Source organism: Gordonia cholesterolivorans (assembly GCF_039531975.1).
Classification (GTDB): domain Bacteria; phylum Actinomycetota; class Actinomycetes; order Mycobacteriales; family Mycobacteriaceae; genus Gordonia; species Gordonia sihwensis.
In genome coordinates this window covers 53,441-70,511 of record NZ_BAAARB010000017.1, presented here as the reverse complement: position 1 = coordinate 70,511, position 17,071 = coordinate 53,441, and the positions used below count along the sequence as shown (strand labels likewise).

Here is a 17,071-nt window from a genome sequence, read left to right as displayed (position 1 = left end):
CTTGCGCCGGTGGGGTTCCGGCCGCTCACGACGCGGTCAGGCGGTCGACCAGATCGGCGGCCGAGTCGGCGGCGTCGAGCAGCTCACCGACGTGAGCAGCGGTGCCGCGAAGCGGTTCGAGCATGGGAATCCGGACCAGCGAGTCGCGGCCGAGGTCGAAGATCACCGAGTCCCAGCTGGCGGCGGCGACGTCGGCGCCGAACCGGCGGACGGCTTCGCCGCGGAAGAAGGCCCGTGTGCTCTCCGGCGGCGTCTCGACCGCGCGCATCACCTCGTCCTCGGTGGTCATTCGTTTCATGGACCCGCGTGCCACCAGACGGTTGTAGAGACCCTTGTCGAGACGGACGTCCGAGTACTGCAGGTCGATGAGCTGCAGACGCGATGCCGACCAGGTGAGTCCCTCGCGGTTGCGGAACCCCTCCAGCAGCCGCAGTTTGGCCGGCCAGTCCAGCAGATCGGCGCACTCCATGGGATCGCGTTCGAGCTTGTCGAGGACATCGGCCCACGTGGCCAGCACGTGCGCGGCGCGCTCGTCGTCGGAGTGGTGGGCGTCGTGGAACTTCTGCGCTCGGTCGAGGTACTCGCGTTGCAGGGCCAGCCCGGTCATCTCACGGCCGTTCTCGAGCGCCACGGCCGTGCGCAGCGTCGGGTCGTGGCTGATCGCGTGAACCGCCTCGACGGGCCAGGCCAGCGCGAGATCGGACAGGTCCACCCCGGCCTCGATCAGGTCCAGCACGAGTGCCGTGGTGCCCACCTTGAGGTAGGTCGCCGTCTCGGCGAGATTCGCGTCACCGATGATGACGTGCAGGCGGCGGTACTTCTCGGGATCGGCGTGCGGTTCGTCGCGGGTGTTGATGATCCCCCGCTTCAGTGTGGTCTCGAGACCGACCTCGACCTCGATGTAGTCGGCACGCTGCGACAGCTGGTAACCGGAGTCCTCGCCGCGCTGGCCGATGCCCACCCGGCCCGAACCGCAGATCACCTGACGCGACGCGAAGAAGGGCATCAATCCGGTGATGATCGAGTCGAACGGCGTGTCGCGGCGCATCAGGTAGTTCTCGTGAGTGCCGTACGAGGCGCCCTTGCCGTCGATGTTGTTCTTGTACAACTGCAGCCGAGGGGCGCCGGGAACGCTCGCGACATGCCGAGCCGCCTGCTCCATCACCCGCTCCCCCGCCTTGTCCCAGATCACCGCGTCGAGCGGGTCGGTCACCTCGGGTGCCGAATACTCCGGATGCGCGTGATCGACGTACAGCCGGGCACCGTTGGTGAGGATCATGTTGGCGGCGCCGATCTCGTCGGCGTCGATGATGGGCGCCGGACCGCCGCTCCGGCCGAGGTCGAATCCGCGCGCATCGCGCATCGGTGACTCGACCTCGTAGTCCCAGCGGGTCCGGCGGTCACGGCGCGGCACGTTCGCCGCGGCGGCGTACGCCAGGACGGCCTGGGTTGACGTCATGATCGGGTTCGCGGACGGATCGCCGGGCGCGGAGATGCCGTACTCGACTTCGGTTCCGATGATGCGCTGCATGGAACCCAGCCTAACCGTGGCGATCTGCGCCCGGCGCGGCGCCGGTCAGCGTCTGCGCAACCGCAGGCGGGAGAAGATGAACAGCGTGAGTACCAGCGCGATGGCCACCAGCGCCGCATAGCTGATGAGCGCGTGCGCGAGGGAGGGTTCCCAGAGCGGATACATCATCTCGCCACCGGGCTCGTCGATCTTCACCTGGGGAACCTGATCGGCGATCCACGGGATGTTCACCGACTGCGCCGCATTGGTGTACCCCCAGTAGGTCGGGAACAGCCAGGTGATCGGCTTGACGAAGGCCGACCCGATCGCGAACAACCCGCCTGAGAGGACCAACTGGACCATCACCACGATCACCAGCGGCGGCATCGTCTGTTCGGTCGATCGCACGGCCGCCGAGATCGCGAGGCCGACGAGCACGCTCACGCACGCCAGTGTGGCGACCGCGATGAACAGCGTCACCGCGGGCGGGATCGCGGGTTCGGCGCCGCCGGTCTTGACGATGTCGGCGGCCTTCGGCATCGCCCGAAGCCCATAGGCGATGCCGATCATGATCGCCACCTGGACCACGCTCATCAGCGAGAACACCAGGATCTTGGCGGTCAGGTATGCGCCCGGACGCAGTCCCACCGCGCGCTCGCGCTCGAAGATCCCTCGCTCGCCGACCAGATCGCGGACGGCGAGCGCGGTGCCCATGAAGGCGGCGCCGATCACTAGCACGGTGAGGATCTGCAGAGCCTCCCCCGGATCCTTCGGCGGGACGTAGTCGTTCGTCGGCGGCAGCACCGCCCGGCTGAATCCCTTGTCACCCGGGATCACGAGGGTGAGCAGTCCCAGGACGATCGGCATCACCAGCAGCACCACCAGGTACCCCTTGTCGGCCCACACCAGGCGGAACTGCCGTCGGGCCACCGTGCTGGTCTGCCGCATCAGGCCCATCTTGACCGGTGTGACGGGTGCCCCGGGCGCGGGCGCCTGCGGTGGCGGCTGATGCGGATGGCGCCCGCGGTACTGGGCCCAGGCCTGGTCGGGCTGTTCGGCGACGTAGCTGAAGATCTCCGCCCAGTCGGCGGTGCCCATCTCGCCGGCCACATCCCCGGGGGCGCCGCAGAACGACGTCTTGCCGCCGGGCGCCAGCAGCAGCACTTGGTCGCACAGACTCAGGTAGGTGAGCGAGTGGGTCACCACCAGCACCACGCGACCCGCGTCGGCGAGCCGGCGCAGCGTCTTCATCACCTGCTGGTCGAGAGCCGGATCCAGACCCGAGGTCGGCTCGTCGAGGATGAGCAGCGACGGCCCGGTGAGCAGCTCCATCGCCACCGAAGCGCGTTTGCGCTGGCCGCCGGAGAGTTTGTCGACGCGGGTGTCGACGTGCTCGGTGAGCTGGAGTTCGGAGAGCACGCCGTCGATCACGACGTCGCGGTCGGCGGTCGACAGATCGGCGGGCAGCCGCAGTTCGGCCGCATAGCGCAGCGCCTGTCGGAGGGTGAGCTTCTGGTGCAGCACGTCGTCCTGCGGCACCATCCCGATACGGGAGCGCAGCGCCTCGTACTCGCTGTGAACTCCGCGCCCCTCGAAGGTCACGACTCCGACTGTCGGGTTGTTCAGGCCCGCGACGATCTTCGAGACCGTCGACTTGCCCGCTCCGGACGGGCCGATGATCGCGGTGAGCGTGCCGGGGGCCGCGGAGAAGGAGACGTCGTTGAGCAGTGCCTTGCCGTCGATCGTCAAGCCGATCCCGGATACCTCGAGGCCACCGGCCACCTGCGCCTGTGGCCGCCCGCGCACCAGGCGGCCGTCGGTCAGCACGAAGTCGGAGTTGCCGATCGTGACGACGTCGTTCTCGCTGAGGCGATGCGCCATCACGCGACGGCCGTTGACGAAGGTGCCGTTCACGCTCCCGAGGTCTTCCAGGAGCAACCCCTGCGGGGTACTCGTCATCCGCGCATGGTGCCGGGAGGCCAGGACGTCGCTGACGACGATGTCGTTGTCGGGCGTGCGGCCGATGGTCTGCACGCCGGTGAGCGAGATAGTCTCGCGCCCGCGCAGGTCGCCGGGCACTTCGTAGACGGCCGACGCGTTCTGATGCAGTGCCGCCAGGTGCGGGGCGTCGGGAAGCGCGCCGAATCGCGGGGGCGCCTGCCGGTATCCGCCGGGCGGACGCTGAGCCGAGAGCGGTGCGGTGGCCGGACGGTTCGCCGGGCGCACGGGTGGCCGGTCCGGCCGCTGCGGCCCGGACGGGTACGGCGTCGGCGCCTGCGGTCCGGCTGCGGATCGCAGCGGGCGAGACTGCGGCGCCGGAGGCTGCGGCACGGGCGGTTGCCGGCCCGGGACCGGACGCGAGGGCGGCACCACCGTCGGAGCCGCGGCTCCCTGCGGAGCCAACTCGACCACGGGTCCGGTCGCCGCATCACCGAGGCGGATCTGGACCGGCCGGTCGATCCGGGCCGCGGACTGCCGGACGCCTGCCACGAAGAAGCCGTTCGTGCTTCCGCGATCGACCACGCTCCAGCCGTCCGACCACTCGAACGCCAGGTGCACGCGGGACACGAGCGGGTGATTCACCACGACGTCGTTGTCGGGAGTGCGCCCGAGCGTCGCCGGTGAGGTCCGCACCACATGCGGGCGAGCCTGTGCGACCCGGACCTGCAGCGGGGTGATTGCTGTCGTGTTCATCGCCGGTAACTCTAGCGAGTCCCGGCGCCCGGCCTAGACCGACGGAATGACTAAGCCGGATCCGGGCTCCGGCGAACGCGGTCGGGCGGGCCGCGGACCAGAGCCCGGGATCAGAGATACTGGCCGGTGTTCGACTCGGTGTCGATGGCCCGGCTGGCACCGCCGGTCTTACCCGTGACCAGCGTCCGGATGTAGACGATGCGCTCGCCCTTCTTCCCCGAGATGCGCGCCCAGTCGTCCGGGTTGGTCGTGTTCGGCAGATCCTCGTTCTCCGAGAACTCATCCAGAATCGAGTCGAGGAGATGGCTGATCCGCAGTCCGCTCTGACCGGTGTCGAGATGCGCCTTGATCGCGTACTTCTTCGCTCGGTCGACGACGTTCTGAATCATCGCTCCCGAGTTGAAGTCCTTGAAGTACATGATCTCCTTGTCGCCGTTGGCGTAGGTGACCTCCAGGAACCGGTTGTCGTCGGACTCGGCGTACATCCGCTCCACCACGCGCTGGATCATCGCGTCGATGCACCGCCGGCGATCGCCGTCGAACTCCGCCAGATCCTCCGGGTGCACCGGTAGATCGGGCGTCAGGTACTTCGAGAAGATGTCGATCGCCGACTCCGCGTCCGGCCGCTCGATCTTGATCTTGACGTCCAGACGGCCCGGCCGGAGAATCGCCGGATCGATCATGTCCTCGCGGTTGGAGGCGCCGATCACGATCACGTTCTCCAGGCCCTCGACGCCGTCGATCTCGCTCAGCAGCTGGGGCACCACCGTCGTCTCGACATCCGAGGACACGCCGGAGCCGCGGGTACGGAAGATCGAGTCCATCTCGTCGAAGAAGACGATCACCGGAGTGCCCTCCGACGCCTTCTCACGGGCGCGCTGGAAGATCAGCCGGATGTGTCGCTCGGTCTCGCCGACGAACTTGTTCAGCAGCTCCGGGCCCTTGATGTTGAGGAAGTACGACTTGGCCTCGTGCGCGTTGTCTCCGCGCGCCTCGGCGATCTTCCTCGCCAGTGAATTGGCGACGGCCTTCGCGATGAGCGTCTTGCCGCATCCGGGAGGTCCGTACAGAAGCACGCCCTTCGGCGGGCGCAGCGAGTACTCGCGGAACAGGTCCTTGTGCAGGAACGGGAGTTCGACGGCGTCGCGGATCTGCTCGATCTGACGGCGGAGCCCGCCGATGTCCTCGTAATCGACGTCCGGAACCTCTTCGAGGACGAGATCCTCCACTTCGGCCTTCGGGATGCGCTCGAGGGCGAAGCCGGCCTTGCCGTCGATCATCAGCGAATCGCCGGGCCGGAGCTTGCGGGTCGACTCGCCGCCTTCGTCGGTGTGGATCAGCGAGCCCGCGAGTTGGACGATCCGCTCCTCGTCGCTGTGGCCGACGACGAGGGCTCGCCGTCCGTCCGCGAGGACCTCGCGCAGGGTGCTGATCTCGCCGACCGTGTCGTAGTCGAGCGACTCGACGACGGTCAATGCCTCATTGAGGCGGAGCGACTGGCCCCGCCGGAGAGTGGAGGCGTCGATGTTGGGTGACAGCGTCAGCCGCATCTTGCGACCGGAGGTGAACACGTCGACGGTGTCGTCGTCGAAGACCTGCAGGAGCACGCCGTATCCGCTGGGCGGCTGACCCAGGTTGTCGACTTCCTCGCGCAGGGCGATGAGCTGCTGCCTCGCCTCTTTGAGCATCTCGGTGAGCTTGCTGTTGCGCACGGTGAGACTCTCGACGCGCTGCTGCATGGTCGAGAATTCGACGCTGCTGCTGGGCGAACGGTCGGACTCGGTCATCGTCTCTCCTTTGCCGGCGGTACGTACTCCACGCTACCCGCGTGTGGGACGCCGTTGTACCCGAAGCGTTTCCGTACCGTCGGCGAGTCGGCGCGCGGTGATCAGGAAGGCGGTGTGGCCCTGCATCCGGTGCTCGGGGCGGACCGCGAGACCCACCGCACTCCACTCGCGGACCAGCGACTCCCATGCGCGCGGCTCGGTCCAGCACTGCTGTTCGCGCAGCCCCTCCATTACCTTCGACAGCTGCGTCACCGTGGCCACGTACACGGTCAGCACGCCGCCGGGGCGGATCGTCTTCGACACCACGTCCAGGCACTCCCACGGCGCGAGCATGTCGAGGATGATGCGGTCGAACTGCTCGGCGGGGTCGTGATCGACGAGATCTCCGACGCGCAGGGTCCAGTTGTCGGGGCGCCCGCCCAGGAAGGTCTCGACGTTGCGGACGGCGTGCTCGGCGTGATCCTCTCGCACCTCGTACGACAGCACCGAGCCCTCGGTGCCGACGGCGCGCAGCAGCGACAGCGTCAGCGCTCCCGATCCCGCGCCGGCCTCCAGGACTCGGGCACCGGGGAAGATGTCGCCCTCGGCGACGATCTGCGCGGAGTCCTTCGGGTAGATCACCTGCGCCCCGCGGGGCATGGAGACCACGTAGTCGGTCAGCAGCGGTCGCAGCGCCAGGTACTGGGTGCCCGAGGTCGCCTCGACGACGCAGCCCTCGGGGCTGCCGATCAGATCGTCGTGCAGGATGCCGCCGCGATGCGTGTGGAACTGCTTGCCCTCCTCCAGGACGACGGTGAACTTGCGTCCCTTCGCGTCGGTGAGCTGTACGCGATCGCCTACGGCGAACGGGCCGGTTGTCGCCATCGTGCTGGTGTCCTTCAAGTCGGTCGGCAGGGCCGATTCGGGGCCTTCGCGAGGAGTGGAGAGGCCCGGGAATCGCTCAGACAACCTTGTCATAGAGTGCCGGTATGGACATGAGCGAGGTGCCCTACAGCTGCTACTACGAGCCCATCCCCGTCCCCGGCGGTGACGATCCGGGCTACGAGTACTTCCAGCCGACACCGGCCACGGCGAGCGTGTGGTCGCAGGACATGCAGCACGGCGGTCCGCCCGCCGGCCTGCTGATGCGCGCGATGATGCGAGCCGTGCCGGACGACGGTCAGGAGTTCAGCCGCATCACCACCGAGATCATCGGACCCGTGGGGCTGGGCGTGAACCGGATCCGCACCAGCATCCCGCGGCCGGGCCGACGCATCTCGATGGTTCAGGCCGACCTCGAGGCGCAGGGGCCCGACGGCACCTACCGGACGGTGGCCCGGTCGGTGGCGTGGCGTCTGCTCGGGTCCGACTCGACGGCCGTCGCCGACGCTCCCCTCGATCCGCTGCCCGCCTCGCCGGACGAGCTTCCGCAGACGGTCGGATTCCCGACACAGGACACGGACGCGGTCGCATGGGGAAAGGTCGGGTTCATCGGCACCACCGTCACCGCCCGTCAGCCCGGCCGAAACGGCAAGACGCCGGCGATCTGGATCCGGCCCGCGATCCCGCTGGTGGCCGGCGAGGAGATGTCGCACCTCGAGTCGGTGTTCACCGTGCTCGACGTCGCCAACGGCGTCGGGACGCGTCTGGACCCGACCCAGTGGTCGTGGATGAACATGGACACGACGGTCCATCTGATCACCCAGCCGACCTCACCGTGGCTCGGTGTGGACTCCGATCTCGCCGTCGGCGCGCGCGGCTACGGCGCCAGCTTCGCCGACCTCTACGACGTCTCAGGCTTCCTCGGCCGCTCGGCGCAGACCGATCTGATCGCCGAGCAGGGATAGCGGCTGGAGCTACTTCTTGGCCGGTTGGACACCTCACCGGCTGGTTGGGCGCCTAACAGGCTGGTTGAGCGCCTAACAGGCTGGTTGAGCGAGCGTAGCGAGTCGAAACCGCCGCGAGTGAAGCTGGGAACCGAGCGATCGAGCTCCCAGCCCGAGTGGCAGCTGGCTTCGACTCGCTGCGCTCGCTCAACCAGCCTGGGGAAAGCGCTTGCTCAACCGGCCTGGGTGGCAGTTGGTTTCGACTCGCTACGCTCGCTCAACCAACCTAAGGAAAGCGCTCACTCAACCAGCCTGGGTGACAGTTGGCTTCGACTCGCTACGCTCGCTCAACCAGCCTTGGGGGAAGGCGAGCGTGTCCTAGAAGCGGCAGGAGCGGATGTCCGAGGCGAGGATGGCGCGGACGCCCAGTTCCGACAGGTCGTCCATCAGCGGCTGATGCGTCTTACGCGGAACCATCGCGCGGACCGCGAGCCATTCCGGGTCGAGCATCGGCGACACGGTCGGCGATTCCAGGCCGGGCGTCATCGCGACCGCCTGATCGAGCAGTGCCTTGGGGCAGTCGTAGTCGATCATGACGTACTGCTGACCGAAGACCACGCCCTGTACGCGGGCGATGAACTGCTTCGCGGCCCGGGAGGCCTCCGCTGACTCCGGATTGCGGATCAGCACCGCCTCCGAATCGCAGAGGGAGTCGCCGAACGCCGCCAGACCGTGCAGCCGCAGCGTGCGTCCGGTTCCCACGACGTCGGCGATCGCGTCGGCCACGCCGAGCTGAATCGAGATCTCCACGGCACCGTCGAGGCGGATGATCTCCGCGTCGATCCCCCGGGCGGCGAGGTCGCGGCGGACCAGGTTGGGATACGACGTCGCGATCCGCTTGCCCGCGAGGTCGGCGACGGTCCATTCCTGGTCGGCCGGAGCGGCGTAGCGGAACACCGAGGAACCGAAACCGAGCGCCACCTCCTCGATCACCTCGGCGCCGGAGTCGGCGGACAGGTCGCGCCCGGTGATGCCGAGATCGAGGGTGCCCGCACCCACGTAGATCGCGACGTCCTTGGGACGCAGGAAGTAGAACTCGACGTCGTTGTTGACGTCGATGACGTTGAGGTCCTTGGGGTCCGAGCGCTTGCGGTACCCGGCTTCGGAGAGGATTCCGGCGGCGGCTTCGGACAGGGCGCCCTTGTTGGGGACGGCGACGCGCAACATTGCGGTGACTCCTAGAGGATGTGGTCGGCGGGAGGTGTCGGTGACCGGAGGCCGGCGGTCAGAGGTAGCGGTAGATGTCCGCGGGGGTGAGCCCGCGCTTGACCATCATCACCTGCAACCAGTACACGAGCTGGGAGATCTCCTCCGAGAGCGACTCGTCCGACTCATGCTCGGCGGCCAGCCAGACCTCGCCCGCCTCCTCGATGATCTTCTTCCCGAGCGTATGGACGCCCGCGTCCAGAGCGGCGACGGTACCGCTGCCCTCGGGGCGGGTCTGGGCCTTGTCGGCCAGCTCAGAGAAGAGTTCGTCGAAGGTTTTCACACCGACTATTTTTGCACGTCGAGTCGATCGGTCCCTGGCCGGGGCGCGGTGCCCTCCCGGGGCGCGCGACGGGGTCCGGTCAGCGTGCGGCGAAGACCTCCGCGAGATCGTCGAGGGTGAGACCCTCGAGCGTCTCTCGGTAGGTGTACGTCGGCTTGGGCGGCACCGGGATCGCCGACGGGATCACGATCGCGGGCACGCCGGCGGCGTGCGTCGCGGCGGCGCCGACCGGCGAGTCCTCGAAGGCCAGACACTCGGACGCGCAGAATCCGACCAGTTCGGCGGCCCGGCAATAGATGTGCGGCTCGGGCTTGCCCGCCTCCACCTCGTCGCCGCAGACGGTGGCGACGAACCGGTCGCGCCCCAGCGTCTCGAGCATCACATCGGTGACCTTGCGGACCGTGTTGGTGACCAGCACCATCGGGATCTCCGCACCCGCCACGAGGTCGAGCGCGGAGAGTGCGCCGGGCCGCCACCGCAGATCGGTGGCGAACAGTCCGAGGACCCGAGCGACCATCGCGTCCTCGTCGGCCTCGAAGTCGCGCCCGGACTCCGGCACCCGTGCCGCGTCGTACACCTTGGTCAGCGCGTCCACCGAACTGTTGCCCATGGTGGCGTTGCGCAGCTCCGGAGTCATCTCGGCGCCGATGCCGCGGGCGAACTCCTCCATCGCCCGGCCCCACAGCGGCTCGGTGTCGAGGAGCGTTCCATCCATGTCCCAGAGCACGGCGCGCGGAAGCACACGGTCGTCTGTCACTGCCTCTTGCCTTTCGACGTCGGTTCCCGATCGGCCGGCGACGGGCCACGGCCATCGGGCACCAGCGTAGGCCAGCGGTCGTCGGCGCGGGCGGATCGCCGCACCCCTCAACTGACCAGGTTCATCACCAGGTTGATGGTCGTGGCGATGATGACCGTTCCGTAGACGTAGCTGAGCAGGCAGTGCTTGAGCACCTCGCGCCGGATGACAGTGGGTCCGACGGCGGTGTCCGAGACCTGATAGGTCATGCCGAGGTTGAAGGCGAAGTAGAAGAAGTCCGCGTAGCAGGGCGGATCGCTCGTGTTGAAGTCGATCCCGCCCGGCTCGCCGGCGTAGTAGATCCGGGCGTACCGCGACGCGAACAGCGTGTGCAGCATCCCCCACGCCGCGAGCACCGCCACCACCGCCAGCATCGCGTACCAACTGCCGTTGCGGTCCCGGGCGGCCAGCAGCAGCACACCGATCGCGGACAGACTCACCGCGAGCGTTGCGATCAGCGCCGCATCGCCGAGTTCGTCGCGGACGTCGGCGGCCTCCGCGTGGGCGCGGGTGGTCGGCGCGTCCATCGGCCACAGCATCGCCACCGACCACACCAGATACACCGCCGACGTGACCGTCACCATCAGCATCGGCGCGAGCTGCCACAGTCCGGTCGCCGGCCAGACCACCGCGGCGATCACCAGTCCCGCCGCGAGTCCGACGATGAAGCGCGTCATCCCGCGCACATCCCGTTTGGCCATGCTGTGACGTTATCGGAGCGCCGAGCCGGTCGCGGACCGCACGCCCGGGGCGGCCCCGCCGTCAGCGGGGACTCCCCTGGCGCGGCCCTCGGACTACGTGTTGAAGTACTTGGCCTCCGGGTGGTGCAGCACGAAGGCGTCGGTGGACTGCTCCGGATGCAGCTGCAGTTCCTCCGACAGCTCGACGCCGATGCGGCCCGGTTCCAGCAGATCGATCATCTTGGCGCGGTCTTCGAGGTTCGGGCAGGCACCGTAGCCGAAGCTGTAGCGCGCACCGCGGTACTCCAGGTCGAAGAAGCCCTGCGGGCGGTCGGGGTCCTCGTCGGCCATCACCCCGTCGGCGAAGGTCAGCTCGCTGCGCACCCGCTGATGCCAGTACTCGGCGAGCGCCTCGGTGAGCTGCACGCCGATGCCGTGCACCTCCAGATAGTCGCGGTATGCGTTCTCGGCGAACAGCTTGTTCGCGAAGTCGGCGATCGGGGTGCCCATCGTGACCAACTGGAAGGGCAGGACGTCGACCTTCCCGTCGGCGAGCGCCTGCTCCCTGGAACGGATGAAATCGGCGATGCACAGGAAGCGGGGGCGCTGCTGCCTCGGGAACTCGAAGCTGTGCCGGACGGGCGCGGAGGGGTCGGGCGACTCCAGCACGTGCACCGTGTCGCCCTCGCTGACGGCCGGGAAGAAGCCGTAGACGACGGCGGCGTGCTGCAGGATCCCCTCGGTCGCCAGACGGTCGATCCACTCGCGCAGGCGCGGCCGCCCCTCGGTCTCGACGAGTTCCTCGTAGTCGGGTCCCTCTTCGCCGCGGGTGCCGCGCAGTCCCCACTGTCCGAGGAACAGCGCGCGTTCGTCGAGCATCGCCAGGTAATCGGCGACCGGAATGCCCTTGACGATCCGCGTCCCCCAGAACGGCGGTGTCGGCACCTCGTTGTCGGCGGCCACATCCGACCGCGCCGGGACCTCGACCGGCGGTTCGGCGGCCTTGCGCTTCTCCGCGATCCGCTTGGACCGTTCGCGACGGGCCTTGCGCTCAGCGACCTTGGCCGCGGCGGCCTTGGCCTCCTCGCTGTCGGGATCGGGACCCTCTCCGCGTTTGATGGCCATGATCTCGTCCATCAGCGACAGCCCCTCGAAGGCGTCGCGCGCGTACCGGACATCACCCTCGTAGACGTCGGCGAGATCGCCCTCGACGTACGTGCGGGTCAGTGCCGCCCCGCCCAGCAGCACCGGGTAGTCGGCCTTGCCCTGGGAGTTCATCTCCTCCAGGTTCTCCTTCATCACCACCGTCGACTTGACCAGCAGTCCGGACATGCCGATGACGTCGGCCCGATTCTCCTCGGCCGCCGACAGGATGGTCGCGATGGGCTGCTTGATGCCGATGTTGACGACGTCGTACCCGTTGTTGCTCAAGATGATGTCGACGAGGTTCTTGCCGATGTCGTGGACGTCGCCCTTGACGGTGGCGAGCACGATCTTGCCCTTGCCGTCCTCGTCGGTCGCCTCCATGAACTGCTCGAGATGCGCCACCGACGACTTCATCACCTCGGCGGACTGGAGCACGAAGGGCAGCTGCATCTGGCCCGACCCGAACAGTTCGCCGACGGTCTTCATGCCCGACAGCAGAGTGTCGTTGATGATCGACAGCGGCGGAACGGTCTGTCGCGCTTCGTCGAGATCCTCGATCAGGCCGTTCTTGTCGCCGTCGACGATCCGCCGCTCCAACCGCTCGAACAGCGGCAGCGCCGCGAGTTCGGCGGCCCGCGACTCGCGCGCCGACGCCGCCGACACGCCCTCGAACAACTCCATCAGCTTCTGCAGCGGATCGTAATCGTCGGTGCGGTTGTTGTAGACGAGGTCGAGGGCCGTCTGTCGCTGCTCGTCCGGGATCCGCGCCATCGGCAGGATCTTCGACGCGTGCACGATCGCCGTGTCCAATCCCGCCTTCACGCACTCGTGCAGGAACACCGAGTTCAGCACTTGACGCGCGGCGGGGTTGAGACCGAACGAGATGTTCGAGATGCCGAGCGTGAAGTGGACCTGCGGATGGGCCTCCTTGATGCGCCGGATGGCTTCGATGGTCTCGATGCCGTCGCGGCGCACCTCCTCCTGACCGGTCGAGATCGGGAAGGTGAGCGCATCGATGATGATGTCCTCCTCTTCGAGACCCCAGTTCTGGGTGAGGTCGGTGATCAGCCGCTCGGCGATGGCCACCTTGTGATCCGCGGTGCGTGCCTGCCCCTGCTCGTCGATCGTCAGCGCGACCACGGCGGCGCCGTGCTCCACGACGTGCGACATGATTCGGGTGAACCGCGAGTCGGGCCCGTCGCCGTCCTCGTAGTTCACCGAGTTGACCGCGCAACGGCCGCCGAGGTGCTCGAGGCCGGCGCGGATCACGTCGGGTTCGGTGGAGTCGATCATGATCGGCAGCGTCGACGCGGTCGCGAACCGGGAGGCGAGCTCGGTCATGTCGGCCGCCCCGTCGCGGCCGACGTAGTCGACGTTGAGGTCGAGCATGTGGGCGCCGTCGCGGGTCTGGTCCTTGGCGATCTCGAGACACTTCTCATAGTCGCCGCTGATCATCGCCTCGCGGAAGGCCTTCGAGCCGTTCGAGTTGGTCCGTTCGGCGATCACCAGGAAGCTCGCGTCCTGGTGGAACGGCACCGCGGTGTACAGCGACGAGGTCTCCGACTCGTGCTGGGGGTGGCGGGGGGCCGGGGTGACGTCCTTGACCGCCTCGGCCACCTGGCGGATGTGCTCGGGAGTGCTGCCGCAGCACCCACCGACGAACTGCAGACCGTAGTCGGCGACGAATCCCGACAGCGCGGACGCCATGTCCTCCGGGGTCAGCGGATACTCGGCGCCGTTCTTGCCGAGAACGGGCAGGCCGGCGTTCGGCATCACCGAGACCGGGATCCGCGCGTGCTTGGACAGGTACCGCAGATGTTCGCTCATCTCGGTCGGACCGGTGGCGCAGTTGAGTCCGACGACGTCGACGCCGAGCGGCTCGATCGCCGCCAGCGCTGCACCGATCTCCGAGCCGATCAGCATGGTGCCGGTGGTCTCGACGGTCACGTGGGTGATGATCGGCAGGTGGCGGCCGAACTGCTCCATCGCGCGGCGTGCCGCGACGACGGCGGCCTTGAGCTGCAGCAGATCCTGGCTGGTCTCGACGAGGATGGCGTCGGCACCGCCCTCCAACATGCCGAGCACGCATTCGACGTACGCGTCGCGGATGGCGCCGAAGGTGGTGTGCCCGAGGCTGGGAAGCTTGGTGCCCGGACCGATCGAGCCGAGCACGAACCGGTCGGTCCCGTCGGCCGACGGCCCGAACTCGTCGGCCACCCCGCGGGCGATCGACACCCCTTTGTAAGCGAGTTCCCGGATCCGGTCGGCGATGTCGTAGTCGCCCAGGTTCGACAGGTTGCAGCCGAAGGTGTTGGTCTCGACGGCGTCGGCGCCCGCCTCGAAGTAGGCGCGGTGGATACCTGCCAGCACGTCGGGACGAGTGTCGTTGAGGATCTCGTTGCAGCCCTCGAGCTGCCGGAAATCGTCGAGCGTCAGATCGGCGGCCTGGAGCATCGTTCCCATCGCCCCGTCACCGATCAGCACCCGACGCGACATCGCCTGGAGGAAAGTCGAGTCGTAGTTATCATGTGCGGTGGAGTGCGATGCCATACCTAGCAGGTTAGTTCGCGGCGAATCGACGGCCGTCGTAGGCTCGGTGGAATGAACTCCACACCGGACGGAAACGCAGCTGAGCAGGACGATTCGGCCGACCGCGCGGGACTGCCCATTTTACGCACGCCGATTTTAATTGCGGCGTTCTCCGGGTGGAACGACGGCGCCGACGCCGCCACCGCGGCGGTCGAACACCTGGCGCTGGAGTGGGACGCCACCTCCATCTGGGAGATCGAACCCGACGACTTCTACGACTACCAGTCCACACGTCCCACGATTCGGCAGCGCGGCGGCGTCACCCGGCACATCGAGTGGCCGGTGACGAGCATGTCGGTGTGCGTCCTGTCCGCGCACGACCGCGACGTGGTCCTCGTCCTCGGTCCCGAGCCGAACTACCGCTGGCGGTCGTTCTGCGCCCGCATCGTCGAACTCGCCGAGGCACTGGAGGTCGAGATGACCGTGATGCTCGGTGCCCTGCTGGCCGACACCCCGCACACTCGTCCGGTGCCGGTCTCGGGGACCGCCGAGACCAGCGACGCCGCCAAGCGGCTGGGTCTGGAGCTCAGCCGATACGAGGGACCCACCGGAATCACCGGCGTACTGTCGGACGCCTTCGTCCAAGCGGGCATCCCGTCGGTCTCCCTGTGGGCGGCCGTCCCGCACTACGTGGCGCACACCACCAACCCCAAGGCCACACTCGCGCTCCTGACGAACGTCGCGTCGGTGACCGGTCTCCCGATCCCGCTGGGCACGCTGCCGCACCGGGCCGAGGAATGGGAGCAGTCGATCAGCGAGATGACCTCGGACGACGAGGACATGGCCGCGTACGTCCATGAACTCGAGCAGGCCTCCGACGAGGATCTGGACGACACCATGCTCCGGATCGACGGTGAACAGCTGGCGGCGGAGTTCGAGAAGTACCTTCGTCGGCGGGACGACGAGGACTGACCGGCTCCCCCACGGCGAGAGTGATCAGCCGATGCGCTCGATCTCGACGACGGGCGTCGTCACCCGCCAGGTGCGCACCTCCGGGTCGTCGGCGGCGCGCACCCAGAACTGGGCGGGCTCCCCGACGCGGCAGATCTTGACGTCCAGCAGCGGGATGTCCTCCGAATCGCGCCGGAGTTCACTGACCTCCCACCGGTGATCGTCGGTGCGCCCGACGCCGGGTGCGCGCAGGAGGGTCATCTCCCCGAAATCGATGACGTAGGTGGAGGTACGCGTGACGACCGTCCACACACCCTCGGGACCGTCGATCGGGATCTGCTGAGCACGAGCCACGAGCGAACCTTAGCCGACCGGTGCGATGTCGACACCCAGCAGCGCATCGACGGCGTCGGCGACCAGCCGCGGCGCCGTGGTCGACGCACCGATTCCCAGGATCGCGTCGGCCGCCCACGCGTCCACGGCGGCCAGCGCCTTCGGGGTGTCGAGATCGTCGGCCAGATGCTGACGCAGTCGTGCGACGGTGTCGGCGGCGTCGGGCGCGGTCGCGAGCTTGGCCGCCCGGCGCCACGTCGCCAGTCGGCGCTCACCGTCGGCGAGGATGTCGTCGGTCCACATGCGGTCGGCACGGTAGTGCTGCGAGATCAGACCGAGTCGGACGGCTCCCGGATCGACGCCCGCCGCCCGCAGCTTCGACACGAGCACGAGGTTCCCCAGGCTCTTGGACATCTTCTCGCCGTCGAGTCCGATCATCCCGGTGTGGACGTAGTGACGGGCGAAGCGACGCTCACCGGTGAGCGCTTCGGCGTGGGCCGCCGAGAACTCGTGATGCGGGAAGATCAGATCGCTGCCGCCGCCCTGGATGTCGAAACCCATGCCCAGCCGTCGCAGCGCGATGGCCGAACACTCGATATGCCAGCCGGGACGGCCCGGGCCCATCGGCGACTCCCACGACGGCTCGCCGTCGCGCGCGGCGCGCCACAGCAGCGCATCGAGCCGATTGCGCTTGCCCGGACGGTCGGGGTCGCCGCCGCGCTCGGCGAAGAACGTCGCCATCGTCTGCGCGTCGTATCCGGACTCGTACCCGAACTGCGGTGTCGCGTCGACGCTGAAATAGACGTCCGGGAACTCCTCGTCGTCCACCACGTAGGCCGCGCCCCGCGCCAGCAGCTCGCCGACGGCGTCGACCACCTCGCCGATCGACTCCACGGCGCCGACGTAGTCGCGCGGCGCCAGGACTCGCAGCGCCTCCATGTCGGCGCGGAACAGATTGATCTCACGCGAGCCGAGGTCGCGCCAGTCCACACCGTCGCGTTCGGCGCGCTCGAACAGCGGGTCGTCGACGTCGGTGATGTTCTGCACGTAGTGCACGTCGTGCCCGCCGTCCCGGAGAATCCGGTTGATCAGGTCGAAGGTCACGTAGGTGGCGGCGTGGCCGAGATGAGTGGCGTCGTACGGGGTGATGCCGCAGACGTACATCGTCGCGACCTCACCCGGGCTGACCGGCTTCACCTGGGCGTCGGAGGTGTCGTAGAGACGCAGCGGGACAGCGGGCCCCGGCACGGACGGAATCTTGGGCGACGGCCACGAATGCATGCCGTCAACT

At 68.1% G+C, this 17,071-nt stretch carries 13 protein-coding genes; 2 read left to right on the top strand and 11 right to left on the bottom strand.

Annotated elements, in window-relative coordinates:
- Positions 1-25: 25 nt before the first annotated feature.
- The 4 genes from dop to ABFX36_RS14705 all read right to left on the bottom strand — a co-directional run bounded on the left by dop (position 26) and on the right by ABFX36_RS14705 (position 6,855).
- Positions 26-1,531 carry a depupylase/deamidase Dop gene (gene dop, locus ABFX36_RS14720; RefSeq protein ID WP_278127335.1) on the bottom strand — a complete coding sequence of 502 codons (1,506 nt, stop codon included), beginning with the start codon at positions 1,529-1,531 and terminating at the stop codon, positions 26-28.
- Positions 1,532-1,576: 45 nt separating this feature from the next.
- On the bottom strand, positions 1,577-4,204 hold the full coding sequence (locus ABFX36_RS14715; RefSeq protein WP_278127334.1) for an FHA domain-containing protein: 2,628 nt from the start codon (positions 4,202-4,204) through the stop codon (positions 1,577-1,579).
- 110 nt (positions 4,205-4,314) lie between these two features.
- Positions 4,315-5,991 carry a proteasome ATPase gene (arc, locus tag ABFX36_RS14710; protein ID WP_278127333.1) on the bottom strand — a complete coding sequence of 559 codons (1,677 nt, stop codon included), beginning with the start codon at positions 5,989-5,991 and terminating at the stop codon, positions 4,315-4,317.
- Between the two features lie 33 nt (positions 5,992-6,024).
- Positions 6,025-6,855 carry a tRNA (adenine-N1)-methyltransferase gene (locus ABFX36_RS14705; RefSeq protein ID WP_045539066.1) on the bottom strand — a complete coding sequence of 277 codons (831 nt, stop codon included), beginning with the start codon at positions 6,853-6,855 and terminating at the stop codon, positions 6,025-6,027.
- Positions 6,856-6,959: 104 nt separating this feature from the next.
- Between ABFX36_RS14705 and ABFX36_RS14700 the strand changes: the two genes are divergently transcribed.
- A complete protein-coding gene (locus ABFX36_RS14700) occupies positions 6,960-7,817 on the top strand; it encodes a thioesterase family protein (RefSeq protein WP_006894927.1) in 858 nt (285 codons plus the stop codon).
- 357 nt (positions 7,818-8,174) lie between these two features.
- Here ABFX36_RS14700 and hisG read toward each other — a convergent pair whose 3' ends face one another.
- The 5 genes from hisG to metH all read right to left on the bottom strand — a co-directional run bounded on the left by hisG (position 8,175) and on the right by metH (position 14,517).
- A complete protein-coding gene (gene hisG / locus ABFX36_RS14695) occupies positions 8,175-9,023 on the bottom strand; it encodes an ATP phosphoribosyltransferase (protein WP_346076974.1) in 849 nt (282 codons plus the stop codon).
- A gap of 58 nt (positions 9,024-9,081) precedes the next feature.
- Positions 9,082-9,345: a phosphoribosyl-ATP diphosphatase gene (locus tag ABFX36_RS14690; protein WP_006894924.1), complete on the bottom strand. Its 264-nt coding sequence runs from the start codon at positions 9,343-9,345 to the stop codon at positions 9,082-9,084.
- Positions 9,346-9,424: 79 nt separating this feature from the next.
- Positions 9,425-10,060, bottom strand: coding sequence for an HAD family hydrolase (locus ABFX36_RS14685; RefSeq protein WP_428832064.1), 636 nt, complete (start codon positions 10,058-10,060; stop codon positions 9,425-9,427).
- A 149-nt stretch (positions 10,061-10,209) separates the two neighbouring features.
- The gene (locus tag ABFX36_RS14680; RefSeq protein ID WP_045539082.1) at positions 10,210-10,827 is read right to left on the bottom strand and encodes a DUF1345 domain-containing protein; all 618 of its coding nucleotides are present in this window, start codon (positions 10,825-10,827) and stop codon (positions 10,210-10,212) included.
- Between the two features lie 108 nt (positions 10,828-10,935).
- Positions 10,936-14,517, bottom strand: a complete 3,582-nt coding sequence (metH, locus tag ABFX36_RS14675) for a methionine synthase (protein WP_045539072.1) — start codon at positions 14,515-14,517, stop codon at positions 10,936-10,938.
- Between the two features lie 51 nt (positions 14,518-14,568).
- Here metH and ABFX36_RS14670 point away from each other — a divergent pair, with 51 nt between their 5' ends.
- Complete coding sequence (locus tag ABFX36_RS14670; RefSeq protein ID WP_045539073.1) at positions 14,569-15,468, top strand: PAC2 family protein; 900 nt, start codon at positions 14,569-14,571, stop codon at positions 15,466-15,468.
- A 24-nt stretch (positions 15,469-15,492) separates the two neighbouring features.
- Here ABFX36_RS14670 and ABFX36_RS14665 read toward each other — a convergent pair whose 3' ends face one another.
- Positions 15,493-15,801 carry a hypothetical protein gene (locus ABFX36_RS14665; protein WP_006894919.1) on the bottom strand — a complete coding sequence of 103 codons (309 nt, stop codon included), beginning with the start codon at positions 15,799-15,801 and terminating at the stop codon, positions 15,493-15,495.
- Between the two features lie 9 nt (positions 15,802-15,810).
- The gene (gene mshC, locus ABFX36_RS14660) at positions 15,811-17,061 is read right to left on the bottom strand and encodes a cysteine--1-D-myo-inosityl 2-amino-2-deoxy-alpha-D-glucopyranoside ligase (RefSeq protein WP_346076969.1); all 1,251 of its coding nucleotides are present in this window, start codon (positions 17,059-17,061) and stop codon (positions 15,811-15,813) included.
- Positions 17,062-17,071: the final 10 nt, after the last annotated feature.

Excerpts from the sequence above, each read along its gene's own strand:
- mshC (WP_346076969.1), bottom strand. The coding sequence starts at position 17,061 with ATGCATTCGTGGCCGTCGCCCAAGATTCCGTCCGTGCCGGGGCCCGCT.
- dop (WP_278127335.1), bottom strand. The coding sequence starts at position 1,531 with ATGCAGCGCATCATCGGAACCGAAGTCGAGTACGGCATCTCCGCGCCC.
- ABFX36_RS14705 (WP_045539066.1), bottom strand. The coding sequence starts at position 6,855 with ATGGCGACAACCGGCCCGTTCGCCGTAGGCGATCGCGTACAGCTCACC.
- ABFX36_RS14670 (WP_045539073.1), top strand. The coding sequence starts at position 14,569 with ATGAACTCCACACCGGACGGAAACGCAGCTGAGCAGGACGATTCGGCC.
- arc (WP_278127333.1), bottom strand. The coding sequence starts at position 5,991 with ATGACCGAGTCCGACCGTTCGCCCAGCAGCAGCGTCGAATTCTCGACC.
- ABFX36_RS14715 (WP_278127334.1), bottom strand. The coding sequence starts at position 4,204 with ATGAACACGACAGCAATCACCCCGCTGCAGGTCCGGGTCGCACAGGCT.
- ABFX36_RS14685 (WP_428832064.1), bottom strand. The coding sequence starts at position 10,060 with ATGGATGGAACGCTCCTCGACACCGAGCCGCTGTGGGGCCGGGCGATG.
- metH (WP_045539072.1), bottom strand. The coding sequence starts at position 14,517 with ATGGCATCGCACTCCACCGCACATGATAACTACGACTCGACTTTCCTC.
- ABFX36_RS14700 (WP_006894927.1), top strand. The coding sequence starts at position 6,960 with ATGGACATGAGCGAGGTGCCCTACAGCTGCTACTACGAGCCCATCCCC.
- hisG (WP_346076974.1), bottom strand. The coding sequence starts at position 9,023 with ATGTTGCGCGTCGCCGTCCCCAACAAGGGCGCCCTGTCCGAAGCCGCC.